Origin of the sequence: Capnocytophaga sp. oral taxon 326 str. F0382 (assembly GCF_000318295.1) — a bacterium.
Taxonomy (GTDB): domain Bacteria; phylum Bacteroidota; class Bacteroidia; order Flavobacteriales; family Flavobacteriaceae; genus Capnocytophaga; species Capnocytophaga periodontitidis.
In genome coordinates, this window is the sequence record NZ_KB291413.1 from 42,469 (window position 1) to 68,284 (window position 25,816).

23 protein-coding genes are annotated in these 25,816 nt (G+C 38.2%); 8 read left to right on the forward strand and 15 right to left on the reverse strand.

Annotated features, from left to right (window positions below):
• The first annotated feature begins 12 nt into the window (after positions 1–12).
• From HMPREF9073_RS07875 to HMPREF9073_RS07885, 3 genes are all read left to right on the forward strand, one after another.
• On the forward strand, positions 13–2,958 hold the full coding sequence (locus HMPREF9073_RS07875) for a TonB-dependent receptor (RefSeq protein WP_034555676.1): 2,946 nt from the start codon (positions 13–15) through the stop codon (positions 2,956–2,958).
• Positions 2,959–3,050: 92 nt separating this feature from the next.
• On the forward strand, positions 3,051–5,351 hold the full coding sequence (gene metE / locus HMPREF9073_RS07880; RefSeq protein ID WP_009413317.1) for a 5-methyltetrahydropteroyltriglutamate--homocysteine S-methyltransferase: 2,301 nt from the start codon (positions 3,051–3,053) through the stop codon (positions 5,349–5,351).
• Positions 5,352–5,801: 450 nt separating this feature from the next.
• Complete coding sequence (locus tag HMPREF9073_RS07885; protein ID WP_009413319.1) at positions 5,802–6,683, forward strand: hypothetical protein; 882 nt, start codon at positions 5,802–5,804, stop codon at positions 6,681–6,683.
• A gap of 555 nt (positions 6,684–7,238) precedes the next feature.
• Here HMPREF9073_RS07885 and HMPREF9073_RS07890 read toward each other — a convergent pair.
• The 4 genes from HMPREF9073_RS07890 to HMPREF9073_RS07905 all read right to left on the reverse strand — a co-directional run bounded on the left by HMPREF9073_RS07890 (position 7,239) and on the right by HMPREF9073_RS07905 (position 9,361).
• Positions 7,239–7,694 (reverse strand): SMI1/KNR4 family protein, encoded by a 456-nt coding sequence (locus tag HMPREF9073_RS07890; RefSeq protein ID WP_009413320.1) that lies wholly within the window; start codon positions 7,692–7,694, stop codon positions 7,239–7,241.
• Entirely contained in the window at positions 7,663–8,241 is a 579-nt protein-coding gene (locus HMPREF9073_RS07895; protein WP_034555652.1) for a hypothetical protein, read from the reverse strand. Before HMPREF9073_RS07895 ends, HMPREF9073_RS07890 begins: the two co-directional genes overlap by 32 nt.
• Before the next feature lie 101 nt (positions 8,242–8,342).
• Positions 8,343–8,552: a membrane protein insertion efficiency factor YidD gene (gene yidD, locus HMPREF9073_RS07900; RefSeq protein ID WP_002680684.1), complete on the reverse strand. Its 210-nt coding sequence runs from the start codon at positions 8,550–8,552 to the stop codon at positions 8,343–8,345.
• Positions 8,552–9,361 (reverse strand): enoyl-ACP reductase, encoded by an 810-nt coding sequence (locus HMPREF9073_RS07905; RefSeq protein ID WP_009413322.1) that lies wholly within the window; start codon positions 9,359–9,361, stop codon positions 8,552–8,554. The genes yidD and HMPREF9073_RS07905 overlap by 1 nt, the downstream gene beginning before the upstream one ends.
• A gap of 149 nt (positions 9,362–9,510) precedes the next feature.
• Here HMPREF9073_RS07905 and HMPREF9073_RS07910 point away from each other — a divergent pair, with 149 nt between their 5' ends.
• Entirely contained in the window at positions 9,511–9,945 is a 435-nt protein-coding gene (locus HMPREF9073_RS07910; protein ID WP_009413323.1) for a hypothetical protein, read from the forward strand.
• Positions 9,946–10,027: 82 nt separating this feature from the next.
• Here the strand turns inward: HMPREF9073_RS07910 and rocD are convergent, their stop codons facing one another.
• From rocD to HMPREF9073_RS07945, 7 genes are all read right to left on the reverse strand, one after another.
• Complete coding sequence (gene rocD / locus HMPREF9073_RS07915) at positions 10,028–11,272, reverse strand: ornithine--oxo-acid transaminase (protein ID WP_009413324.1); 1,245 nt, start codon at positions 11,270–11,272, stop codon at positions 10,028–10,030.
• A gap of 120 nt (positions 11,273–11,392) precedes the next feature.
• Positions 11,393–11,806 carry a hypothetical protein gene (locus HMPREF9073_RS07920; protein ID WP_009413325.1) on the reverse strand — a complete coding sequence of 138 codons (414 nt, stop codon included), beginning with the start codon at positions 11,804–11,806 and terminating at the stop codon, positions 11,393–11,395.
• 311 nt (positions 11,807–12,117) lie between these two features.
• Positions 12,118–12,528, reverse strand: coding sequence for a hypothetical protein (locus HMPREF9073_RS07925; RefSeq protein WP_009413326.1), 411 nt, complete (start codon positions 12,526–12,528; stop codon positions 12,118–12,120).
• 116 nt (positions 12,529–12,644) lie between these two features.
• Positions 12,645–13,886 carry a sulfate adenylyltransferase subunit 1 gene (locus tag HMPREF9073_RS07930; protein WP_009413327.1) on the reverse strand — a complete coding sequence of 414 codons (1,242 nt, stop codon included), beginning with the start codon at positions 13,884–13,886 and terminating at the stop codon, positions 12,645–12,647.
• A gap of 91 nt (positions 13,887–13,977) precedes the next feature.
• Complete coding sequence (locus HMPREF9073_RS07935) at positions 13,978–14,856, reverse strand: hypothetical protein (RefSeq protein WP_009413328.1); 879 nt, start codon at positions 14,854–14,856, stop codon at positions 13,978–13,980.
• 3 nt (positions 14,857–14,859) lie between these two features.
• Positions 14,860–15,987 (reverse strand): 2-amino-4-hydroxy-6-hydroxymethyldihydropteridine diphosphokinase, encoded by a 1,128-nt coding sequence (gene folK / locus HMPREF9073_RS07940; protein ID WP_009413329.1) that lies wholly within the window; start codon positions 15,985–15,987, stop codon positions 14,860–14,862.
• A 145-nt stretch (positions 15,988–16,132) separates the two neighbouring features.
• The gene (locus HMPREF9073_RS07945; protein ID WP_009413330.1) at positions 16,133–17,086 is read right to left on the reverse strand and encodes a phosphoribosylaminoimidazolesuccinocarboxamide synthase; all 954 of its coding nucleotides are present in this window, start codon (positions 17,084–17,086) and stop codon (positions 16,133–16,135) included.
• 129 nt (positions 17,087–17,215) lie between these two features.
• Here HMPREF9073_RS07945 and HMPREF9073_RS07950 point away from each other — a divergent pair, with 129 nt between their 5' ends.
• Positions 17,216–17,827 (forward strand): fumarylacetoacetate hydrolase family protein, encoded by a 612-nt coding sequence (locus HMPREF9073_RS07950; protein ID WP_009413331.1) that lies wholly within the window; start codon positions 17,216–17,218, stop codon positions 17,825–17,827.
• 43 nt (positions 17,828–17,870) lie between these two features.
• On the opposite strand, the gene HMPREF9073_RS07955 is transcribed toward HMPREF9073_RS07950, so the two are convergent.
• The 4 genes from HMPREF9073_RS07955 to HMPREF9073_RS07970 form a co-directional block, all read right to left on the reverse strand.
• Positions 17,871–18,350 carry a hypothetical protein gene (locus HMPREF9073_RS07955; protein WP_034555654.1) on the reverse strand — a complete coding sequence of 160 codons (480 nt, stop codon included), beginning with the start codon at positions 18,348–18,350 and terminating at the stop codon, positions 17,871–17,873.
• A 76-nt stretch (positions 18,351–18,426) separates the two neighbouring features.
• Positions 18,427–19,203, reverse strand: coding sequence for a diadenylate cyclase (locus HMPREF9073_RS07960; protein ID WP_009413333.1), 777 nt, complete (start codon positions 19,201–19,203; stop codon positions 18,427–18,429).
• Positions 19,200–20,018 carry a dihydropteroate synthase gene (folP, locus tag HMPREF9073_RS07965; RefSeq protein ID WP_009413334.1) on the reverse strand — a complete coding sequence of 273 codons (819 nt, stop codon included), beginning with the start codon at positions 20,016–20,018 and terminating at the stop codon, positions 19,200–19,202. The genes HMPREF9073_RS07960 and folP overlap by 4 nt, the downstream gene beginning before the upstream one ends.
• 25 nt (positions 20,019–20,043) lie before the next feature.
• Positions 20,044–21,465 (reverse strand): L-serine ammonia-lyase, encoded by a 1,422-nt coding sequence (locus HMPREF9073_RS07970; protein ID WP_009413335.1) that lies wholly within the window; start codon positions 21,463–21,465, stop codon positions 20,044–20,046.
• Between the two features lie 171 nt (positions 21,466–21,636).
• Between HMPREF9073_RS07970 and HMPREF9073_RS07975 the strand changes: the two genes are divergently transcribed.
• The 3 genes from HMPREF9073_RS07975 to HMPREF9073_RS07985 all read left to right on the forward strand — a co-directional run bounded on the left by HMPREF9073_RS07975 (position 21,637) and on the right by HMPREF9073_RS07985 (position 25,719).
• Positions 21,637–24,156, forward strand: coding sequence for a DUF2339 domain-containing protein (locus HMPREF9073_RS07975; RefSeq protein ID WP_009413336.1), 2,520 nt, complete (start codon positions 21,637–21,639; stop codon positions 24,154–24,156).
• 133 nt (positions 24,157–24,289) lie between these two features.
• Positions 24,290–24,973, forward strand: a complete 684-nt coding sequence (locus HMPREF9073_RS07980; RefSeq protein ID WP_009413337.1) for a PAS domain-containing protein — start codon at positions 24,290–24,292, stop codon at positions 24,971–24,973.
• A gap of 59 nt (positions 24,974–25,032) precedes the next feature.
• The gene (locus HMPREF9073_RS07985; protein ID WP_009413338.1) at positions 25,033–25,719 is read left to right on the forward strand and encodes a PAS domain-containing protein; all 687 of its coding nucleotides are present in this window, start codon (positions 25,033–25,035) and stop codon (positions 25,717–25,719) included.
• The last annotated feature ends 97 nt before the right edge of the window (positions 25,720–25,816 follow it).

A 25,816-nucleotide genomic window follows, 5' to 3' on the forward strand; every position in this document is an offset into this window, starting at 1 on the left:
AATAATTTAGTGATGAGAAAGAAAACCCGCTTTTTAGTATTTTTAGTCTTTCTGTTTTCAGCCGTTGCTTCGGCTCAAACCGTTAAAGGTATCGTAACCGATAACCAAAAAGAACCTCTAATAGGGGTGAGCATCGTTGTAAAAAATACCCCAAAAGGTACTAATACTGATGAAAACGGACAGTTTAGTCTACAAGTCTCCGAAAACGATGTACTTGTATTTTCGTATATAGGTTTTAAAACCAAAGAAGTGAAAGTAGGCAAAACCACTACTTTAAACATTCTCTTAGAAAGTGATGCTGAAGCACTTGACGAGGTGCTCATCGTTGGGTCACGTGCTGGTGGACGCACAAAAGTAGATAGTCCTGTGCCGGTGGATGTGTTTGATGTAGTGAAAACCGTAAAAACACAACCGCAAGTGAATATTAATCAGATACTCAATAGTATAGCGCCTTCCTTCACCTCTACACCTCAAGTGGTAACCGATGGCACCGACCACTTAGACCCCGCTCAACTACGCGGTTTAGGCCCCGATCAAACCTTAGTGCTTCTCAATGGCAAAAGGCGACACACTTCTGCCTTTATCAATGTAAATGGCGCACCTGGTCGTGGTACCGTTGGTACTGACCTCAATGCAATTCCCTCTTTTGCACTTTCTAAAATTGAAATCTTACGCGATGGTGCTTCTGCTCAATACGGGTCGGATGCCATTGCTGGGGTACTCAATCTCAACCTCAAAAAAGAAAAAGGACTCTCTGCCCAAGTGAGTTACGGGGCTAACATAACCCCAAAAGCCAATGATCATCGCGGTGATTACGACGGCGAACAAGGACAATTAGACCTCAATTATAGCACTGACCTCGGCAAAAAAGGCGGCTTTATCAACCTCACTTTCTCAGCGCAATTCCGCAACCCTACTTTTAGAGCAGGCACTTTTGATGGCACTATCTTCAACGCCTATAATGCAATTGAACAGCGCGCTTTAGAAGCAGGCGATAATCTATCTAACTATTTTAGCAATAGCAATGTAAATGCCGCCCCTCAACTATTGGGGCTCATCAAAAACTACGCTGGTCAAGTTAGCTATTTCAACAGTTCCTTCCTATCACAAATTCAAAATGCTACTTCGCTCACCAGTCTGCGCAGTATTCTGAGTAAAGATGTTACCGATGATGAACTCGCTTATCGTCAGCTAACGCGTAAAGACTTTAATATGCACGTGGGGCAATCGCGTCTGCGCGGTACGCAATTCTTCCTCAATACCGAACTTCCTATTTCCGATAGCTGGAAATTCTATGCTTTTGGCGGACAGAGTTACCGCTATGGTGAGGCTGGTGGTTTCTTTAGGCGACCTAATCAAGCGCGCACCTTCACAGGGTTACATCCTAACGGATATCTGCCTTGGATAACTACTGATATTCAGGATAGTTCTATCTCAGCAGGTTTTAAAGGCGAAGCAGGAGCGTGGCATATTGATGTCAGCAATACTTTTGGACGCAATGAGTTTGCCTATACTATCAAGCATACGGGCAACACCAGTTTGCGTTTTGCCTCTCCTTCTTCTTTTGATGCTGGCAAATTGCGCTTCTTGCAAAACACTCTTAACCTCGATTTTTCCAGAGCCCTCAACCTTTTCGAGAAAGCCAACCTCTCATTGGGTGCTGAGCAACGCCACGAAGCCTATAGTATTGTAGCAGGTGATGAAAGTTCTTATGCTACTTATGATCTTTTGGGCAGAGTGCAGGACGGCAATACCCCTAATAACCAAAAACCTACTGACTTTTTTGGGGCTTACCTCCCTGGTGGTGCACAGGTATTCAGTGGTTTGCGTGAGGAGAGTGCTCTCACCAAAACGCGCAATGTATGGGCGGGTTATGCCGAATTTGAAACCGACATCACTCGTTGGCTCTTAGCCAATGCCGCCTTGCGCTATGAAAACTATTCCGATTTTGGCGATACTTTCAACTATAAATTAGCAACTCGCGTGAAGCTCCTCCCTAATGTAAATTTGCGCGCTGCTGCCTCTACAGGATTCCGCGCCCCCTCTATCCACCAATTGTATTACACCAATATAGGCACCCTCTACCTCAACGGAAATTTGCAAGAAACAGGTACGTTCAACAATATCTCTAAAGCGGCTGAACTCTTTGGCATCGAAAAACTCAAAGAAGAACAATCTAAATCAGTGAGTGCAGGGTTCGCTCTAAACTTGCCAAAAGCGGGTATTTCTCTCAGTGCCGATGCCTACTTCATCCGTGTAGACAATCGCATCATCCTCACCGAAACTTTTAGCAAGCCAACAGGTTCTTCACCTGCTGAAAACGAACTCAAACAAATATTCGATACTGCTAATGTGAACAGCGTACAGTTCTTCGCCAATGGCGTTGATGCCGAAACCAAAGGGATAGATGTTGTAATAGCACATCATTATCAAGGAGATAAATGGAGTATCAATAACGATTTTGGTCTCAATCTCACCCAAACGCGCAAAGTAGGGACTATTCACACCCCCGAAGCAATAAAAAATGCAGGTTTAGAGAGTAAATTCTTCTCCGAAAGAGCTCGTATTTATTTAGAAGAAGCCGTTCCACGATTCAAAGCAACCCTTTCTCACAACCTCAGTATAGGCAAATGGAACGCTTATTTGCGCAATACCTATTACGGCAAAACCACAGGTCCTGATATCATCAAAACTACCGACCAAATAGGAGACTTTGAGTTTGATAGCTACGGTCATCAAGTGATACGCGGCAAACTCATTACCGACCTTTCTATTGCTTATAATTTCAGCGAAAAAGCTACCCTCACTCTGGGCGTAAACAACCTTTTCGATCTTTACCCCGAAAAGAACGTAAAAGTGAATAACAACAACGATCAATTTGTATATTCACGCGCCACTTCTCAATTCGGGCTCAACGGGCGTTATGTGTTTGCAAGAGCGAGCTTTAAACTGTTTTAATAAACTTATAAAAACACCAAAATATTTTTTAATACATTATTTTGGTAGATTGATAAAATATTGTAGTTTTGCACTTTAAATAAGAATTTTATATGAAATCAAACGTATTAGGTTATCCTCGTATCGGTGAAAAACGAGAACTTAAAAAAGCTAATGAGTCATTCTGGGCTGGTAAAATATCAGAAGAAGAACTCTTAGCAGTAGCTGAAAATATTCGTGTTCACAACTGGACACTACAAAGAGAAGCAGGAGTAGATTTGATTCCTTCTAACGACTTTTCTCTCTATGACCAAATGCTTGACTTTTCGTTCACGGTAAGCGCTATTCCTGAGCGTTTTACTCCTATTCATCAGTTGAGTAATTTGGAGCGTTATTACGCTTTAGCACGTGGTTATCAAAAAAATGGTATCGATATTACTGCTATGGAAATGACCAAATGGTTTGATACCAATTACCACTATATCGTACCCGAATTTACTAAAGACCAATCTTTCAAAATTCTTGTAAACAAACCTTTGCAAGAATATAACTTGGCTAAAAAACACGGTTTCGACACTAAACCTGTACTTATCGGCTTGGTAACTTATTTGCTTCTCGGTAAAGAAAAAGAACAAGGTTTCCACCGTTTAGACTTGGCTGAACGTTTGTTGCCTGTGTATGTACAAATCGTACGAAGTTTAGTAGATGCAGGTGCTAAAACTATTCAAATAGATGAGCCTTACTTAGCTCTCGACCTTCCTGAAGGCGCTGCCGATGTATACAAAAAAGTATATACGGAGCTAAGAAGCAAATTCCCTACTACCGAATTTATCCTCACTACCTACTTTGGGGCATTGGATAACAATACCGAATTGGCTGTATCATTGCCTTTCAATGTATTGCACATCGATTTAGTGCGCGCCGCAGCTCAGCTTGACAAAGTGCTCAAAGCACTTCCTGCCGATAAAAAACTATCGCTTGGAGTAGTGGACGGACGTAATATTTGGAAAAATAACTTCGAACATTCATTAGCATTGATTGAGAAAGCCAAAGAAGCTATCGGGGCTGATCGCCTATTGATAGCTACTTCTTGCTCATTATTGCACTCTCCTTGCAATCTCGAACTCGAAAACAACGAGAAAGTGCTTACCCCTGAAATCAAACAATGGTTGGCTTTTGCTAAACAAAAAGTAAAAGAAGTAACTACTTTGCAAGCCCTTGCTACAGGTCACATAACACCTGAGGTAAAAGCCGTTTTTGAAGAAAACAAAAAAGCAGCTGAAACACGTAAAACTTCACCGCTTATCCACGACAACAAAGTGAAAGAGCGCGTGAACAACATCACAGCCAAAGACGATGTGCGCCACAGTCCGTTCAACGAGCGTAAAGTAGCACAACACAAAGCGTTAAACTTACCTCTTTTCCCTACAACTACTATTGGGTCATTCCCTCAAACCGACGAGGTACGCAGCTGGCGTGCTCGCTTCAAAAAAGGAGAACTCACTCAAGCCGAATACGACAAGTTATTGGAAAAAGAAATTGAAGAGTCTATCCGTTTTCAAGAAGATACCAATATCGATGTACTCGTACACGGAGAGTTCGAACGCAACGATATGGTGGAATACTTTGGCGAATTGCTCAAAGGATACACCTTCACCAAATTCGGTTGGGTACAAAGCTATGGTTCACGTTGCGTAAAGCCACCGATTATCTTTGGTGATATTTCTCGTCCTGAACCAATGACTGTACGCTGGAGTAAATACGCACAATCGCTTACTAAATTGCCTGTGAAAGGTATGCTTACAGGACCTGTAACTATCTTGCAATGGTCATTCGTACGCGATGACCAACCGCGTTCTGAAACTTGTTTGCAAATAGCCTTGGCTATCCGTGATGAAGTGGTAGACCTCGAAAAAGCTGGCATCAAAGTCATTCAGATTGACGAACCAGCTATCCGCGAAGGTTTGCCATTGCGCAAGAGCGAGTGGAAAGCCTACTTCGATTGGGCAATCAAAGCATTTCGCATTTCAGCCTCAGGTGTGAAAGACGAAACTCAAATCCACACCCATATGTGCTATTCCGAGTTCAACGATATGATTGAAGCTATCGCCGATATGGACGCCGATGTGATTACCATAGAGTGTTCACGTTCACAAATGGAACTCCTCGATGTATTTGGTGACTTCAAATATCCTAACGAAATAGGACCTGGGGTATACGACATTCACTCACCACGCGTACCTTCACAAGAAGAAATGACCAACTTGATGAAGAAAGCCATTTCGGTAGTGCCAAAAGAGCAATTGTGGGTAAACCCCGACTGCGGACTCAAAACACGCCACTGGCCAGAAACCAAAGCAGCTCTCCACGCAATGGTTGATACCGCCAAAGAACTTCGCAATCTTTACAAATAAGAAATAAGAAGTAATTAATAAAAAAAGCAATGTGCGAGAAAATGCACATTGCTTTTTTGTGTTAAAATTGTTCTTTTGCTTTGTAGAAATAAAACTTTTTTGTACATTTGCCTCATTAAACCAAAATAGCTATTATAAGAAGTATTAACTTGTATAGTTTTTAAAATAGTATTATAAAATAACATATAGCGTTTCGCTTTACAGTTTCCTAATTTCTGAAAACGACCAATTTTTCAATGTTACAAGGAAAGTGAAAGTGGAAATGCCTGCGGTTACGTGGGCATTCCTTTTGCTTTGTAACATAGCCTTTGGTCGGGCTTCAGAAATTGAGCAATAAGGAATGTTTCCACGTTTTTTTATTGCTTAAATGTAACGAAACCTACACGATAAAGGCGGTAACCGAAAAGCCTGAATAGAGTAGGTATAGTAATCCAAAAAATTAATAAACAAATGAAAAGAAGCATCATTTTAGTAGCACTTTTAGTACTAAATCTCAGTTTTGCAGTAGCTCAAGCTAAAAACTCCAGAAAAGAGTATACTGCTGTAGATAACCACACCTATAAAAAAGGTGAAACATTAGTTCTTGGAGTACCTGCAAGAGGTACTCAGTACGAAAATATCTTTATCAATGATATTATAACCACTGGTGACTATATTTCTATGTTCACAGGAGGTACTATCGAAGAGAAGAGCTCTGACAATGCTACTAAAGAGCAACTTTCAGCTTTAGGTAATAAGGCTACAATTAAACATTTTGCCAATGGTATAGACAATAATAAGTTGGTAGTTCTAAAATTAGATGATAAGAAAGAGATAAGAGCTTTCTTTGATAAGGCTTTACAAAATGGTGAAATCAAATCACAAGCCCAAGACTTTCAAACTACTGCTGATAAAATCTTTGCAAATGCAACTAGTGGTCAAGGTGATGGCAATGGGAAGGTAAAAAGCTTTTCACCTAATATTGACGTAAAAATTCTTTCGGTAGTAGGTGATAAAAAAGCTCAAACCGTAACTGTAAATCTCTTGATTTCTCATAAATTAGTACATCAAAAGGTATGTCTTGATAATAGCAGAATAAATGCTTTTGATTATGAAGGTAATGAGTACTATTCTAAAGCAGTTGCTGTAGGTAATGCAAAAAGTGGTGATTTTAGCTGTAATACAATTCCTACAGAAGTACCTGTAAAGTCCTATATAGTATTTAAACAGATACTTCCAAGTGTTAAAGGATTGAAATTTGCAGCAGCAAGAGTAGGATTTGGACCAGCTGATAGTTGGTCTAGTGAGTTTGCGAGTCTTGAACTTTCAGACCTCGTAATAGATTGGAAGTAATAAATCATCTAATAGTAAAATTATAAAAAAATCCCCTCACTGACGCATTTCTTGTAGCTCGTGCCTACTTAAATAGCTTGTAGCTCACATTATTTATATAACAGAATAAATTATATTTGCGTCATAATCCGTGTAAATCCAGCAGCACCAGCTTACCAAAAACAGCAAAGTTGTTTATCTATTTGATTAGCATATAATTAAATAGATATTTCTTATATCGAACTCACATTAAAATAATTCACTGTCAGGTGAAAATTTGTGAGATAATGTAAAGAGGAAAATTTTATGAGAACTCAAATTCGTGAAAATTCGTAAAATTCGTGGAAGACTTAGAATATTTCGCTGATTTTTAAACAATTACTTATACCAAACTTACATTATTTAAGGAACAAAAAGAGCAAAGCGCGTTAAAGTGCTTTGCTCTTTTTTATAAAATATTTCATTTTTTTGGAAAGAAAAATAGTAAAAATAAACATAGTAACAATAGCTTATTTTTACATTTTTGTAGAAATAAGCAATTTTACAACATTTTAAAGGCTTATTTTTACATAGTAATTAGTCTGCTAATTCTAAGAAATCCTCAAAATATTCATCAAAAGAATTGAATAGAAGTGTAGGTTTGCTCATTACAAAATCATTGTTTTTATTACAATGTACTTCAGCACCATATACTTTTGAATCGTTGAGGCGATCTGTTTTTGAGACTTTATATAGAATCAAGTATTCATCTATTTCGTAATTGAGTACAATAAAATCATCGGGGAGGTTGAGCTCTTCTCTCAACTGTTTTGTGAGTTCTATTATTGGGTATGATAATATTCCATCTTCTTTGTAAACTCCATTGATATAAGTATCCCCAAAGTTACAAGAGCCACATTCGCTCAAAAACTTTACATACACTTCAGGGAGTAATACCCCTAAAGATGTTTCTACAATTTGAATTTCTTCGGCGGTAGCACCTTCACAGTATTCAAATTCATCACTTTGTTGTAGTTTCTTTAGATAATTCATTAGATATAGGTTTTTGAGTTTGTTCTTCTCTTTTAAATACGAAAGTATCGTAATAAGTGTTGAAAAATTGTATTAAAAATACAGCGCCTTGTAGGTCTCTATACACTTCTACTAATAAATTACCGTCTTTATCAGGAGCTATACGTATTCTATCGATATCCACTCCTAAATAAATAGGAATAAACGGATAGATTCTAAACCTATTATAACGCTGCCAAAAGTTCTTTTTTTGTTTGCCTTTGAAGCCAGCCCTCATCGTAACGGTAGTTGTGCTATCCTTCACCTTTTGGTAACTCACGTACAGCGAATCAGCTTTTACTTGCAATTTGAATTTACTTGAAGATTGTGCTTTTTCTTGGTATTCTTTGGGCAGTAGCGGAAAGAACAAGGGTGCTTGCTTTTCCATAGGCTCAGAATACACATAATACGTTCCTTCATTAAGAGTCTTAATAGCAGCTTCATCCATAAAAGCTGTCATTTTAGGGCGCTGTACTGTTTTACACGAAAACAACAGTAAGGATAATACAATAAAAGCAATGGTTCTCATAAAGTTTAGATATTTAATGATGCTAATTACAAGTACAAAAGTATAAAATAATCAGTTACAAAAAAAGCAAAGTGGAGATTTTATTTCACTTTGCTTTTTTGTTAAGGTACAGGGTCGTAGCCACTACCTCCCCAAGGGTGGCAACTACATATACGCTTGATAGCTAACCAACCTCCTTTGAAAAAGCCATATTTTTGCAGAGCTTCCAAAGTGTATTGAGAGCAGGTGGGGGTATACCTACAAGTAGGCGGTTTCAGAGGTGAAATAGCTACCTGATAAAAGCGTACTAAATAAATGAAAAGGTATTTCATTACTTAGCGAATCGTTCAATTACTTCTTGGCTTACACCTGTATTAGAGAAACCTCCGTCGTGGTAGAGGTTTTGCATCGTTACTTTGCGAGTAAGGTCGGAGAAGAGAGATACCGTATAATCGGCACAATCTTGAGCGGTGGCATTGCCTAATGGCGACATTGCATCGGCGTAAGCAATAAAACCATCAAAGCCTTTTACACCTTGTCCTGCAGTGGTGGCAGTAGGCGATTGTGAAATGGTGTTTACGCGCACTTTTTTATCTTTACCAAAGAAATAGCCAAAACTACGCGCAATAGATTCTAAGTAAGCTTTGTTATCAGCCATATCGTTATAATCAGGGAAAGTACGTTGGGCTGCCATATAAGTAAGGGCAACGATGCTACCCCACTCGTTCATTGCATCATTCTTGTAAAGCACTTGGCATACTTTGTGGAAAGAAAGTGCTGAAACGTCCCAACCTTTTTCAGTATTCATATAGTTAGATTCGGTATAAGGGATATTCTTGCGCACATTCACCGACATACCAATAGAGTGCAACACAAAATCCAACTTGCCCCCTAAAATTTCCATTGCTTTAGTTACCAAGTTTTGAAGGTCGTCCATATTGGTAGCGTCGGCAGGAATGATTTCAGAACCTGTTTTTTCGGCTAAGTTTTTTATTTGTCCCATACGCATTGCCACAGGAGCATTGGTAAGTACAAACTTACCACCTTCCTCGTGTACGCGTTCTGCTGTTTTCCAAGCAATAGAATTTTCATCTAAAGCACCAAAGATAATGCCTCTTTTTCCTTTTAATAAATTGTACATAATTCTTTCTTTTATAAAGTAAAATTTGTTTCTGTGGTGCAAATGTACAAAAAAATATTTTTTAAGAAAAAAATTTTCTATCTAAAAAATTAGGATTATTAATTTTTATTTTCTACTTTTGCTCTACAAAAACTTAAAAAAACCAAATTATGACAAGTACAAATGAAAAACTAACAGCTTCTCAGCTACAATTGATGCTTGATGCTCATTGTCAAGATATGAAAGCTAATATGCCAGGGTTCCTCTTTTATGGAATTTTAAGCTGTGCTGATGGTTACATTCTAAGCAGAGCCTCGGCTAATGCTGAAGCTTCGAGAATTATTGAACAAGGTTCTGCTTTTCACCTCACTATTGTCAATCAAGTAAAAATGGTAGTTGAAAGCAATAAAGAATTAGGTAATTTAGAGCTTGATTACATTCTTATTGAAACGAGTAAAATCACTTTTATGCTGATGATTTCTGCTCTTGGTAAATTCTTTTCTATTACTGCTTTAGATAGAGCTAAGGCGAATATGGGTATTTCGAGAGCCTTACTCTACAAATGTAAAGCTGAGTTTGGGACAATGTTAGATGATTTTTTTTAGTATTCTCTCTATATCAACAAAAGAAAGTCTGAAAAAATGCGTTATAAGAACAGCAATTTTTCAGACTTTTTTTATTATACTTTTATGGTTCGTAATGTTTTAATGCCTCTGTAATGATAGCAATACATTCTTTCAATTCGGTTTCATTCATCACCAATGGTGGGGCAAACCTAATGATATTACCGTGTGTAGGTTTGGCGAGCAAGCCATTATCGCGCATCTTTAAGCAGATATTCCACGCTGTATTGCTCTCTTCGGAATCGTTGATAACCACAGCATTTAAGAGTCCTTTACCACGTACTAAGGTAGCCACTTTTGAGGTTTTGATATAATCGCCTATTTCTTTGCGGAAAATTTCACCCAATCGAGCGGCATTTTCAGCCAGATGCTCGTCTTTTACTACTTGTAAGGCTTCAATTGCTACAGCAGCAGCCAAAGGGTTACCGCCAAAGGTACTACCGTGTTGTCCTGCTTTGATTACGTGCATTATACGGTCATCGGCAAGAACAGCACTCACAGGATATACCCCCCCACTAAGGGCTTTGCCTAATACCAATATATCGGGTTTTACATTTTCGTGATCTACTGCCAAACGCTTCCCAGTACGCGCTACTCCTGTTTGTACCTCATCGGCGATAAAAAGGGCGTTATACTTTTCGCATAGAGCTTTAGCTCCACTCAAGTAGCCATCGGAGGGGACATATACGCCTGCTTCACCCTGTATAGGTTCTACTAAAAAGCCTGCTACTGTAGCCTTATTATCGGCGAGCACTTGTTCTAAAGCTGCCAAATCGTTGTAAGGAACAGAAACAAAACCAGGTGTATAGGGGCCGAAATTTTTACGTGCATTTTTATCGGATGAGAAAGAAACTACTGTAGTGGTGCGCCCGTGGAAGTTTTGATGGCACACAATGATGATTGCGGCGCTTTCGGGTACTCCTTTTTGTTCATACGCCCATTTGCGACATATTTTAATGGCTGTTTCTACAGCTTCAGCACCTGTGTTCATTGGTAGAACTTTCTCGAAGCCAAAATACTCGGTGATGTACTTTTCGTACACTCCGAGCTTATCGTTGTAGAAAGCGCGAGAAGTAAGGGTAAGGGTTTGAGCTTGCTCAGTAAGTGCTTTGATGATGCGTGGGTGACAATGCCCTTGGTTTACAGCAGAGTAAGAAGAGAGAAAATCGTAGTAGCGTTTGCCTTCTACGTCCCACACATACACGCCTTGTCCTTTGCAGAGTACGACGGGTAGTGGGTGATAATTATGGGCACCATACTGGTTTTCGAGTGCCATTGCTTGTTCTGAGGTTAATTTTGGTAACGTCATATATCTTTCGTTTTATTTTCAGACGACAAATATACGACATATTTTCGTAAAAACAAAAAAAACACAAATTTGGGATATTCCAAATTTGTGTTATAAAGTTTTTTACTTTAGTGCTCGTTTCTAAAAGAAGTCGTCTAACATTGTTCCAAATTCTGCTTTACATTTATATAGTAAAGCTCTTGAAATACCTACATTAGATTTTGGTCTATCTAAGGCAGTAATCGAGAAAAACTTCCCTAAAGCTGAAATCATTAGCATATAGGTTATTTTATTAGCCTCAATGAGAATGTAATCTAACGCTAAATCTTCCATAGTTTTGTTAGTGTTTATTACTTTTTTCACTTGATCTACAATTGTTAAGTGAAAGGCAGAACCTTGTTCTACAATTCTTGAAGATTCTTCATTAGCTGAAGCTTTAGATAAAATGGTTCCATCTTTACAGCTAAGGATTCCATAAAATAGAAAACCAGGCATATTGGCTTTCATATCTAAACAGTGAGCATCGAGTAATCGTTGTAATTCTGTTCCTGTCATAAAAAATATATATAGTGTTTGGTTTTTATGGCGCAAAGCTATATATTATTTTGATAACCTCCAAGTGTTTTTAACATATTTTTTAGACTTCTTTTACACTGTGTTAAAACAATCTAATCATCTTACTCAAAATCAAACTTTTATAAAAAAAATATTTTATGTTGAATAGTTTTATAGTCAAGCAAAAATAAATTGCAAATAAACAAACCTACCTTATACATACCCACCCAGCGATTGCAGATTTCTATACAAAAAAAGCACAAATTTAGAGTTTCTAAATTTGTGCTGTAAAAATACTATTAGCTATTTTTCTAAAGTTGTTCGTCTAATATCGCTGCGATAGGTCTACTTTTTTCAACCAAAGTTCTCGTTATTCCTATATTAGCTTTGTTTCGTTCTAAGGCTAAGAGGATAAAAAATTTCCCTGAATTTGAAACTCCAATAACATTAGTAATCTTATCAGTTTCAATAAGAATACTATGAGTTTCTTTAACTCCTAAGGATTCACTTGAAGCAACTACTTTTTTCACTTGTTCTACAATAGTTGAGAAAAAGGGTGCTACTTCTTTTGCAATTTCTGAAATTCCTGTATTGGCTACTGATGATCCTATAATAGTTGCATCAGCACATCTAAGGATTCCACAAAAGATAAATCCTGACAAATTGGCTTTCATATCTAAGCATAGCTTGTCGACCATTTCTTGTAATTCTGTACCTGTCATACGCTTTATTTTTTATATGTTATTCAAGTGCAAATATAAACATAATACATATACCCTTTTCTTTTTTAACGTTATTTAACATTCCTGTATCTATTGAGGAACTATTGAAAAAATTATCAATGTTCAATCATCACAGCTCCTACGGTAGCATTGCTAGTCTCATCAATGAGGATGGCGCTACCCATCGGAGGATTGCTTTGGAATGCATCATATACTAAAGGGGCAGCTGTTTTGAGTCGGATTTTTGCTATTTCGTTGAGTTTTACGCTTTCTACTCCTTCAGTTTGGTCAAGGGTATTGACATCAATTTTGTATTCAATTTCCTTTACAACGGCTTTTACGATCCTACTGCGTTGTTGTAACAAGTACTTATTACCCTCGCGCAATTCACGTTTATCCATCCAGCACACAAGGGCTTCTATATCCTGACCTTGCTGAGGTTCAGCTCCTTGTTTAGCAAAATAGTCGCCACGAGAAATATCGATATCATCTTCGATATGTAACACTACAGGGTCACCTGCTTTGGCTTCAGCCACTTCTTCGCCATTGTGCTCTATCTTGCTGATTTTAGTGTTGATACCTTCAGGGAGTACCACTATAGCATCCCCTTTGCGATAGACACCCGATATGATTTGTCCTGCGTAACCGCGATAGTCGTGTAAGGCTTCAGTTTGAGGGCGTATTACATACTGTACCTGAAAACGAGGTTGATCGTAATTATCTTTGTTGATTTCTATAGTTTCTAAGAAGTCTAATAATGAATTTCCTTTGTACCAAGGCATTGCTTTGGTTGTATTCACAATGTTATCACCTACAAAAGCAGAAATCGGGAAATAGTGTACACTTTTCAAACCTAAACGCTTGGCGATACCTTCGTATTCTTGTTGGATATTTTTGAATACCTCTTCACTATAGCCTACCAAATCCATTTTGTTTACAGCTACAACTACTTCTGGAATATTGAGCAGTGAGGCAATGATGGAATGGCGGCGAGTTTGTTCGGTTACACCATTACGAGCATCTACTAAAATAATAATAAGCTCGGAATTAGAGGCACCAGTAATCATATTGCGGGTGTACTGCGTATGACCAGGGGCATCGGCGATGATAAATTTGCGTTTAGGGGTTGCAAAATAGCGATAAGCCACGTCAATAGTAATACCTTGTTCACGTTCTGCACGAAGACCATCGGTGAGGATAGCGAGGTCTATACCATCATCGTTCTTATTTTTAGATTGTTGTTCGAGTGCCTCAAGCTGGTCGGCTAAAATGCTTTTACTATCATATAACAAACGACCGATGAGAGTACTTTTACCGTCGTCTACACTACCTGCGGTGATAAATCGTAATATATTCATTTGTATCTTAAAAATCAATTTTTGGCAAAGATACAAATAATTACGAAATACGAGTTACGAATAGCGAAAATAATTTGTTAAGAGGAAAATATTAAGGGCGTTTTTCATAAGTTATCCAATTGGTATAAGCTACATTATATTTCTTATCATTTGGATACTTGTAATGTATAGAAGCACGGATTTTTACAACCGGTTTATCAAAGTTGAGCATATCTTCGCAATTGTTCATTTCATAAATTATGTAATAGACAAGGTTGTATTTCTCACCTTTCTGCAAAGTTTTTTTGCAATCATCTAAATTTGCTGGAGGCACAGAAGGAGGTGGACAACCTTGTATATCTTTAACTTCGCCATTCTCATCTTCATATTGTAACCCAAAGTGAAACACATAATAAGTATTGATTTCAATGGGTTTACCTGAGTAATTTACAATAACTGCCTCAGCATATTCTCGGTTTACATCAGTGTAGTTTAGTGTTGCTTGTACGCCAATTTTTGGATTAGACAAGGATTTTCCAAGGTATGTACGTAGCTTTTGTTGTACTTCTGTCCGATATTCTTCTACATAATTCAGTAAGTTTGAAGGATAAGTACATTTTTTCTCAAATACATCAAATTGGATATAAAAACATTGAAACAAAGGAATATTTAGTGTTTCTTGCAAATAAAGAAAAGCTACATCACCTTTGCGCAATGGTTTTTCTTTGGAACAGACCATTACTTTAAGATTTGTAGTATCAGTAATACTATTAAGCAATAGAGTGATAGCCTCACTATCTTCTTGATAGCGTTGATAATTGGTGTTTTGAAGCAGTTGTTGAGAAGCGACATCCCATTGTAGAGAAATATCATCGCTGAAAGGAATGGTTATTACTTCAGGCTCTTTAACAGCGGTAGAGGCAGGGGATTGACTATTACAATGGTTGAGGACAATTGTAGAAAATACTAAAAGCAAAAGGGTACATTTCATAGCTTAATTCTCACGGATTTTTTCTATAATATACTCGTAGTGAGTGTAGTGTTGCACGAAATCGAGATCGGTTACATCGATGATAAGAGAATTGATAGCAGTATTTTTCTGTATAAAATCCAAATAGCCATAATGTATTTTTTTCAAATAATCGGGGGAGATGTTCTGTTCGTACTCTCTGCCGCGTTTTTTGATATTCTCAATAAGGCGATCGGTATTTTGATAGAGGAATACGTACAAATCGGGTTTGATGATTTGGCTATAGAGAATATAGAAAAGTTTGCGGTACAACACAAATTCATCATCAGTAAGGGTTACCTTAGAGAAAATAAGGGATTTGAAGATATCGTAATCGGAAACGACAAACTCTTTAAACAAGTCGGTTTGTGCTAATTGTTCCCGCATTTGTTGGTATCGTTCGGTAAGGAACGACATTTCGAGTGTAAAACCATATTGTTTAGGATTTTCGTAGAATTTAGGCAAGAAAGGATTATCGGAAAACTGTTCTAAAATCAGTTTAGCATTGAAGTCTTCGGCGATTTTAGTTGCCAAAGTAGTTTTACCAGAGCCTATATTACCTTCAATAGCGATGTACTTATAATTCAAAAACGGCGACTTTTGTGCGGGAAATGACAGTTGATCGGACAAGCGTTGCACGGGTGAGGTATCATCGGTAGTTCGGAGTAGTTGGGCAACTGTTTTTTTAAGTACGGGGTGCACTTTGAGGTCATCGATATTAGCTAAAGGCTTAAGCACAAACTTGCGGTGTTGCAAGAGAGGATGCGGTATGGTAAGTCTATCGGTATGAATCACTTCATCGTCATAGAAAAGTATATCGAGGTCAATTGTACGGGATTGGTAGCCTTTAGAGTGAGGCATACGTTCGCGCCCTAGTTCGTGTTCTATTTGCAAGAGTTGCATTAGCACCTGCTCAGGAGAGAGGAAGGTGCGGCAGAGCAGACAAGTGTTGAGGAAAGCCTCGCCAGAAAATCCCCAAGAGGGTGTTTCGTAGATAGGGGCTATATCCACAATGGTACCTACCCGCGTAGCAATGCCTTCTATGGCTTGTTGTAAGTACGCTTTACGGTTCCCTAAATTACTTCCTAATGATATGTAGACGTCGTGGTTCAATTGACAATTGACAATTAATAATTAACAAGAGTCTCAGTGTTTTGACACAATTTGAGACTAACTTTGCCAAAGGTGCAAGCCACAATGGACAATTAGAAACTTTGGCAAAGTAGAAGCAAGAATGCTATTTTTATTGATTCTTTGATTATTGGTTTTGTAAAAATCGCAATATATTGTCGTAGATGCGGTTTTCTATATCGGTAGTATCGGCAGGGAGGAATTTTTCACCCATAATATTTTCATAGAGTTCAATATAACGTTCTGAAACGGATTGTACATATTCATCACTCATCGCTGGTATTTTTTGTCCTTTTTCGCCTTGGAAACCTTGTGAGATGAGCCACTGGCGTACAAATTCTTTGGAGAGTTGGATTTGAGGTTCGCCATTTTCTTGGCGTTCTTCATAGCCTTCTTTATAGAAATAACGGGAAGAATCGGGGGTGTGAATTTCGTCGATGAGTACGATTTCACCATCGCGGGTTTTACCGAACTCATATTTGGTATCTACCAAAATCAGACCGTGTTTAGAAGCAATTTCGGTACCACGTGCGAAGAGGGCGTAGGTATATTTTTCCATCAATCGATAGTCGTCTTCACTTACAATACCTTTGCGAATAATGTCTTCACGAGAGATATCCTCGTCGTGTAAGCCTTGTTCTGCCTTAGTAGCAGGAGTAATAATGGGGTGTTGAGGGAACATATCGAACTCGCGCAATCCTTCTGGCAAAGGTACGCCTGAGAGCTTGCGCACACCATTTTTGTAGAGACGAGCTGAGTGACCTGCAAGATAACCGCGAATCACCATTTCTACTTTTAGAGGTTCGCACACTTGCCCTATAGAGACGTTAGGGTCGGGAGAGGCTACAAGCCAATTAGGCACAATATCTTCAGTTTGTTGCAAGAATTTTACAGCTATTTGGTTTAGTATCTGACCTTTATAAGGGATGCCTTTGGGTAGAATGGCATCGAAAGCTGAAATACGATCGGTGGCAATCATAATGAGGGTATCATCTTTTAGTTGATACACATCACGTACTTTCCCTCTGTAAACAGACTTTTGTTTAGGGAATTTAAAGTTTGTTTTTGTTATGGTATTCATCTTCGTAAAAAGTTTTTAAAATCTCTTTTTTCGGGGCAAAGGTATAAAATAATTACGAATTACGAGTTACGAATTATGAAAAAATAGTACTTTTGCAATATCATTTTTATACGTTAAAAAGTAAAGACTATGAAAATCATTTGTATAGGAAGAAATTACCGCGAGACTATCGAAGAAAACAATGAAACACCACGTCAACCTATAGTAGTGTTTATGAAACCTGACACAGCTATCCACAACCTCGAGATTCCTTATTACATTCCTGATTTCACACAGGATTTGCATTACGAAATAGAATTAGTACTGAAAATCAACCAAAATGGGAAGTGTATTTCGGAGAAGTTTGCGCATAAATATTACGATGAGATTGCTGTGGGTATTGATTTTACGGCTTGTGATCTACAAACTGAATTGAGCCAAAAAGGGCTGTCTTGGGAGCAAGCAAAGGCTTTTGACGGCTCGGCTATCGTAGGAAAATTTGTATCTAAAGAAATGTTTAGCAACTCCTCCCCTATTGAGTTTCACTTAGATAAAAACGGCTCTACTGTACAAGAGGGAAAGACAACACAAATGCTCAGAGGATTTGACACTATCATTGCCGAAGTATCACAGTACTTTACCCTACGCAAAGGCGACCTTATCTTTACAGGAACACCCAAAGGTGCAGGGAAAGTAGTGGCAGGTGACTTATTAGAGGGATTTTTAGGAGAAGAGAAGAGTTTTAGCTTGAAAATTAGATAATTTGGAAATTAGCAAATTTGAAAATTAGCCCCCGAGTGTAATTTTACCTATTTAGTCCCTCTATCTTCCTGAAATTATAGCCAAGAGTTTTTCCTATTTTCTTTTGTAGGAAAGGTGTGGCTGAACCTGCAAAAATAAGGTCATCGCCTCTGTAAATAGTAACTGCTTTAGTAGAGAATATAAAAATGAGGGTCATTTTTTGCTGTCCATTTCTATAAAAATAGAAAGTATCACATACATCATTAACCAAAGGATAGGCTTCGTTAAACGATTTCTTTTGTTGTAAAGCGTTTAACAATTTAACTCCTTTGTTATAGTGGATTTTTTTAATTGTCTCAACAATTTGTTCTTCAGGAAATCCTTCTATATTAGGCGAGGTTTCTTTAGTATAGCCACTGCTACTCACTACTATCACACTGTCGATAGATCCCCTATAAAGTTTTTCCCATTGCATTGCTGTGGAAAGTTGGCTAAAACAGAGGTTGTATAAGCTAAAAAAAAGTATTAAAAATAAAGACTTCATATCATACTATCATTAGGAGTTTTAGAAATTGTCAAAGTCCAAGGACTTTGACAATGTGTGTGATACAAAAGCAATTTTAAAAATCAGCTTGTATAGCTTTGATGAGTTCATCGGGGTCTTTGAATTTTACAAAAGCTCCATTCTTGAAGTAAGAGATATGCCCTGTTTCTTCAGAGACTACTAATGCAGTAGCATCGGTTTTTTCGGTAATGGAAATAGCAGCTCGGTGGCGTAATCCATAGCGTTTAGGCAAATTGATTTCACTTGCCACAGGCAATATCACTCTCGTTGCTACAATATGGTCGCCCTTTATCACTATAGCTCCATCGTGTAGCGGGCTATTTTTATAAAAGATACTTTCGATAATAGGCTCAGAAAATTCTATATTCACCTTATCTCCCGTTTCAGTCACAAAATCAAGGGGCATATTGTGTTCCAAAACAATAAGCGCTCCTGTATTGGTAGTTCCTAATTTCAAGCATACATTTACCAAACTTTCGATATTGAGTACAATTTCCTTTTCTTTGAAAAGATGAAATACGCGTTGTAACTTGTTGCGCGCTGTGATATTAGTAGAGCCCAATGTGAGCAAAAATCGACGTATTTCCTGCTGGAACACAACTATTAATGCAAAGACTCCTACCCCGATAAACTGACCTAATATACTGCTGAGCAACTGCATTTGCAGGGCTTCTGTAATTTTCCATATCAGGTAGATAATCACAATCCCCATAAAAATATTGATAGCTACCGTACCCCGAATCAATCGGTAGAGGTAGTACAAAAGAGATGCAAATAGCAGTATATCAATCGCATCGACAACGGTAAAGTCTAAAATATCAAATAGTTTCATTGTATTTTTTCAAAGAGTGTTACACATTCTTTAGCTTCTTTTACATCGTGTACCCGCAAGATGTGTGCCCCTTTCATCAAGGCAATAGTATTGACTACCGTAGTAGCATTCAGAGCATTAGCGGGGTCGGTTTTTAACAGTTTGTACAACATCGACTTGCGGGAAAAACCTACCAATAGCGGACAACCCAAACACTGAAATAGTTCTAAGTGCTTCAATACTTCGTAATTCTGGTCTAAGGTTTTAGAGAATCCAAAGCCTACATCTACTATAAAATCATTAATTCCTGCTTCTAAGGCTTTAGCTTTGCGCTCGGAGAAATAATAGCGGATATCACTAATGATATCCTTATAATCAGTATGTTGTTGCATTGTTTGGGGTGTACCTACGAGGTGCATCGCAATATAAGGTACCTGAAATTGTGCTACTGTGGTGAGCATCTGCTCATCTAAGAGTCCAGCAGAAATATCATTGATTATACAAGCTCCTTCTAAGAGCGATTGGCGTGCTACTTCACTGCGAAAAGTGTCTACCGAGATACGTACCTCAGGAAAATGTTGTACCAAAGAGCGCACTACGGGCACTACCCTACTGAGTTCTTCGGTTTGTGAGACTTCGGGTGCATTGGGGCGGGTGCTATAACCACCCACATCAATAAAATCTGCGCCGTGAGCGAGCATTGTTTCTGCGCGTTGTAAGAGCGTTTTTTCGGTTACACGACTACCTTCGTAGAAAGAGTCGGGGGTATGATTGAGGATTCCCATCACTCTGGGGGTATCCATAGAGAGGAGTTCTCCTTTACAGTTTATTGTCATTAATTGTTAGTTATTAGTTGTTAGATTAGCAGTCCGCCATATTTACAGCTACCGCTAAACCACCTTCGGAGGTTTCTTTGTATTTAGAGTTCATATCTTTGGCAGTTTGCCACATTGTATTTATCACCTTATCCAAAGGAACTTTCGCATTCTTAGGGTCGGTTTCGATAGCCAATTCGGCAGCGTTAATCGCTTTGATTGCCCCCATAGCATTGCGCTCAATACAAGGGATTTGCACCAATCCGCCAATAGGGTCGCAAGTAAGCCCCAAGTGGTGTTCCATTGCTATTTCGGCAGCGATGAGCACCTGCTCAGGAGAACCTCCTAAGAGTTCACAGAGCGCACCTGCCGCCATTGCTGATGACACCCCTATCTCGGCTTGACAACCACCCATAGCCGCCGAGATGGTTGCCCCTTTTTTGAAGAGACTGCCTATCTCGCCTGCCACCAAAAGAAATTGCTGAATGTGCTCCTCGGTAGCCTGTTGGTTTTCAATAGTTACGTAGTAGAGTAGCACAGCGGGAATCACCCCTGCACTACCATTGGTAGGTGCGGTAACCACACGCCCTAACGAAGCATTCACTTCATTGACTGCCAGTGAAAAACAACTCACCCATTTGAGGATTTCGCGGAACTTGATATTCGTTTTCTTGATAGAGTTCAGCCAATTTTCAGGACTATCATAAGTAACTACCCCGATGAGGTTCTTGTGTATATCATAAGCGCGACGGCGCACGTGCAAGCCGCCAGGGAGTACCCCCTCGGTATGGCAACCTATATAAGTGCATTCCAACATTGTATGCCATATACGCATCAACTCGCTGTGTATTTGCTCCTCGGTGCGCAAGGATTTTTCGTTTTCATAAACTATTTCGGATATTTTCTTTCCCTCTTGGCGACAATAGTTTATCAGTTCTTCAGCTTTATCAATAGGGAAAGGAAAATTGCGTCGGTTATCATCTTTTTTAGTTATTGCTTGTTCACCTTCTTTTACTATAAAGCCGCCCCCTACCGAGTAGAAAGTAGAAGGATAGCTAAAGTCATCTCCTTCAGCAGTAAAAGTGAGTCCGTTTGCGTGAAAAGGCAAGAAATTTTTGTTAAAAACTATATTTTCTTTAGGGTTGAAGTTGATAATCTGTTCGTTACCCAAACAGAGTTTTTGATTATTTGTAATAGCCGTAATAATTACGTCTAAACTCTCAATAGGCACATACTCAGGGTCGGCGCCACTAAGCCCGAGCATTACTGCCAAATCGGTAGCGTGCCCCTTGCCAGTAAGGGAAAGAGAACCGTACAAATCAATGTGTACTTTCGTTGTTTTGGACAATAGATGCTTTTCTCTCAATTCCTTGAGGAAAGCCTCGGCAGCACGCCAAGGTCCTAAAGTGTGAGAGCTGGAAGGTCCTACCCCTATTTTGAGCATATCAAATACGCTTATTCGTTCCATTTAATTTACTATAAGAGTTTTAAGATTGCAAAAGTAAAGAGAAATTTGGAATTTAGCAAAATTTTATTCGGGTAAAGAATTGATGTAGAATATTTTTTTTTAAATTTTTTATTTGTTTATTATTATTTGTTTTATATCTTTGTACTTTCAAACGAAAATTCTCAAAAGAATATGATTACCGATAAAGAATTAGACTCCTTAATACACAAGGTAGATGGGGCTGTAGATAGACAATACGATTTCATCAGAGAGATGAAAGGTATCAAAAACTACCTTTGGGAGCTAAAAGCTACAATGCAGGAAAGCCCTGTAGAAGAGATTGTAGCTCCTCCAATTGTAGAAACAACTATAGCTCCTGTTGTACCTGAGGTAGTTGAGGAAGAAAAACTCACACCTGCCACAATGGAAGATATTGTAGAAAAAACTCCTGAAGAAACAGTGGAAAAAGTTACAGAAGAAGTTACAGAACCCCCTATTATTACCCCTCAAATAATAGAAGAAGCAAGCAGTGAAGAAACTGCTATTGCACCTCAGCCTGCAGTGGAAGAAAACCAATCTTACCATAGCAGAAAACCTGATTTTGAAAAACAGGTAGACGATTGGTTCAAACCTAAAGAAGCTATCAATTGGGAACGCTTTATCGGTGAAAACTTATTCAGCAAAATAGGGATAGGTATCATCATTATTGGGGTGTTCATAGGGGTAAAATACTCTATAGAACACGATTTGATTAGCCCCGCAATGCGATTGGTATTGAGCTACTTAGTGGGTGTAGGACTCTTTGCAGCAGGAGCGATGCTCAAAAAGAAATACGAAAACTTCAGTGCAGTACTCGTAAGTGGAGCAATGACGATTTTCTACTTCGTTACCTTTATAGGCTATTCGGTATTTAATTTCTTCCCGCAGTCGCTTACCTTTGTGCTGATGTTCCTCTTTACTGCCTTTACGGTAGCTGCTTCACTGAATTACAACAAAGTAGTGATTGCTCTCATAGGCTTAGTAGGCAGTTACGCTGTACCATTCTTACTGAGCGATAACTCAGGACGCGTATCTATTTTGTTTGCTTACACAGCTATCATCAATATAGGAGTACTCATCATTTCGTTCTACAAACAGTGGCGTTCACTCTATTTATCGGCTTTTGCTTTCACTTGGCTAATGTTGTTATCACTGTGGGGTAACGCTTATAAATACAACGATTTCACACCTTATTTCATTTTCAATTTAGTTACTTTCCTCACTTTTTATATAGCTTTTATCTTCCAGAAAATACATCAGGAAAAAGAGTTGAAGGAAATAGATGTAGTGTTATTCCTCTCCAATAGTTTGCTGTTCTTCGGTATGGGAGTGTGGTATATTTACGACTATTACACTATGGAAAACCGTACAATTATGGCTATGTTCACTTTGGCAAATGCCTTATTACACTTTGGGGTAGCCTACTATTTCCACGTAAAAAAATTTCCTTCACAAACTCTAAAATACTTGATATTAGTATTGGCACTATCTTTTGCTACTTTGGTGATACCTATCCAGTTTAAGGGCACTTGGATTACAGTGTTCTGGAGTGCCGAAGCAGCTTTGCTCTTCTGGTTTGGCCGTCGCAAAAACTTGCTGGTATACGAGCGAATTTCATACACTGTAATGGTATTGGCGAGCATTAGTTTGATAATCGATTGGGTAAAAGCTCCTAATATCTTGTACATTGTAAACCCTGATAAGTTCATCTATTTAACTCCTTTTGGTAACGCATTGTTCATCAACGCATTGTTATATAGTGCTGCTTTTGGTTTTATGGCATATACACACCGTTTAACAGAGCTCGTTAATAAAGAGATTTACAAACTACTTACCTTTGTGTTGAACATTTTGTGTGTAGGGTCGCTCTACTTTATATTTTTTAGAGAAATAGGCATTCTATGTGATGTGAGAGCCCTCCAGCAAACACCTAATCTTACCGACAACTATGCTGCTTGGGAAATCTTGAATAACTTTAAAACTGTATGGAGAACAGTGTATAGTTTGCTATTTGTTGCTGTTTATACCTTGCTGAATGTAAGAGTTTTCAAGTCTAAAACATTGGGTGAAATACAATTTGGCATCAGCATAGTGCTCGCATTCATTTTTATGACCTTAGGTTTATACACTTTTAGTGAATTGAGAGAAAGCTACCTCGCCAATCCACAGTTATCACTTTGGTTTTTGAATGTTAGATATGTAGGGATTGCAATTTTCGCCGTATTCTGTTATACAGCCTACTTATTGAGTCGTTTTCTCACTTTGAAAGAAGAAATACAAAAAAGTTTAGAGTTTGTTCTACACCTTATTATCTTATGGGTTGCCAGCAGCGAGCTATTGCATTGGACAGAACTTTATCGTTCGGCTTCTAACTACAAATTAGGACTTACCATCTTGTGGGGGTCTTATGCACTGCTTTTAGTAGTCTTGGGTATTTTCAAACAAAAGAAATATTTGCGCATTTCGGGTATTGTACTTATCGGTTTCAGTATGTTAAAATTATTCTTGTACGACACCACCCATTTAGATGCTTTGCGAAAGACTATTGTATTTGTAATTCTCGGTTTCTTGGTGCTTGTAGCGTCATTCTTTTACAACAAGTACACAAACAAGATTGAAGAATCAGATAAAGCTGAGAACAACAACACTACAGATAACAATGTAACGAATTGATATTCAAAAGTGTAAAAAAGTAACTTTTAAACATATTAAAATTTTATGAAAAGTTTAAGAAAGAAAAAGCTTTTCATATTAAGAAACTTTGTACTTTTGTGCGATAATAACCAATATAAAATAAAATTTTGCAATGATTAGAGATTACAGAGACATTGAGCTCACTGTAGAGCGCCCTACTCCAATTGACAAAGAAGTAAATTGGAACAAATCACAAGTAGTGATTAGTGAAACCGACGTTTATGGTCGTATTACCAACGTGAATGATGTATTTTGCAATGTTTGCGGCTATTCACCAGAAGAGATGATAGGGCAACCTCACAGTATTATTCGCCACCCCGATATGCCTAAACTCGTTTTTAAACTCCTTTGGGATAACCTTAAAGTAGGTAACAACTTTATTGGGGTAATTAAAAACTTAGCTAAAAGCGGTGAATACTATTGGGTAATTACCGATTTTGAAATGCGTCGCGATGCGATGGGTAATATCACACACTATATCGCTCGCCGTAAATCAGTACCTAAAGCTGTAATTGAGAACTATGTAGCGCCACTGTATGACACCTTGTTAAAACTTGAAAAAGTAGGTGGTATGGAACTCAGTTCTCGTTTCTTCAAAAACTACTTAGCTAAACAAGGTAAGGATTATATCGATTTCATCATCGATGTAATGAATGAAAACCGCGAAAATGTAGCCTTTGAAGAAATACCTGTATCATCAGTAGATACCAGCACTGTAGTATCCGATGATATCGTAACAATGAACGAAGCACAAAATGAAAAACGCAAAAGTTTCTTTAGCAAACTATTTACCTAAAAGAAATTTAGCTGTTTTTTAAAAAATCAAATTAATTAACAATAAAAAAGAGAAATAATATGTCAGATTTTCAAAATCCAGTACCTACTATTGAGCGCCCTACACCTATAGATCGTGAAGTACAATGGGATAAGAGCAAAGTGCTCATCAGCGAAACTGATGCAGCAGGAACTATTACCAACGTAAACGATGTGTTTTGCTCGGTAGCACACTACTCAGCCGAAGAACTTATTGGGCAACCTCACAACCTTATTCGCCACCCCGATATGCCTAAATTGATTTTTAAACTCCTTTGGGATAACTTGAAAGTAGGCAATAATTTCGTAGGGGTAATCAAAAACTTAGCAAAAACAGGTGAATACTACTGGGTAGTAACCGATTTTGAGATGCGTCGCGACGAAACAGGTAAAATTACACACTACATTGGTAGACGTAAATCAGTGCCTGAATCGGCTATCACTAATTACGTAGCCCCTTTCTATGATTCACTCTTGAAGATGGAAAAAATAGGTGGTGTAGAGCTCAGCAATCGTTTCTTCAAAAACTACTTGGCTAAACAAGGGAAAGACTATATCGACTTTGTAATCGATATTATGTCGGAAGGACAACAACAAACCTTTAGCGCAGAAACTGTTTCAGCAGTGGATAGTACACCAGCATCTGTAGCTGTATCCGATGACATTTTGAATGTAGACGACTCAATGAACGAAAAACGCAAAAACTTCTTTGAACGTTTGTTTTCTTAGTAATAAATTTTCATTGATTATACAAAGGAATGGAGCAATGCTCTGTTCCTTTTTTTTGTGGTATGAGATTTGTAACTCACATATTGCTAATTGAAAA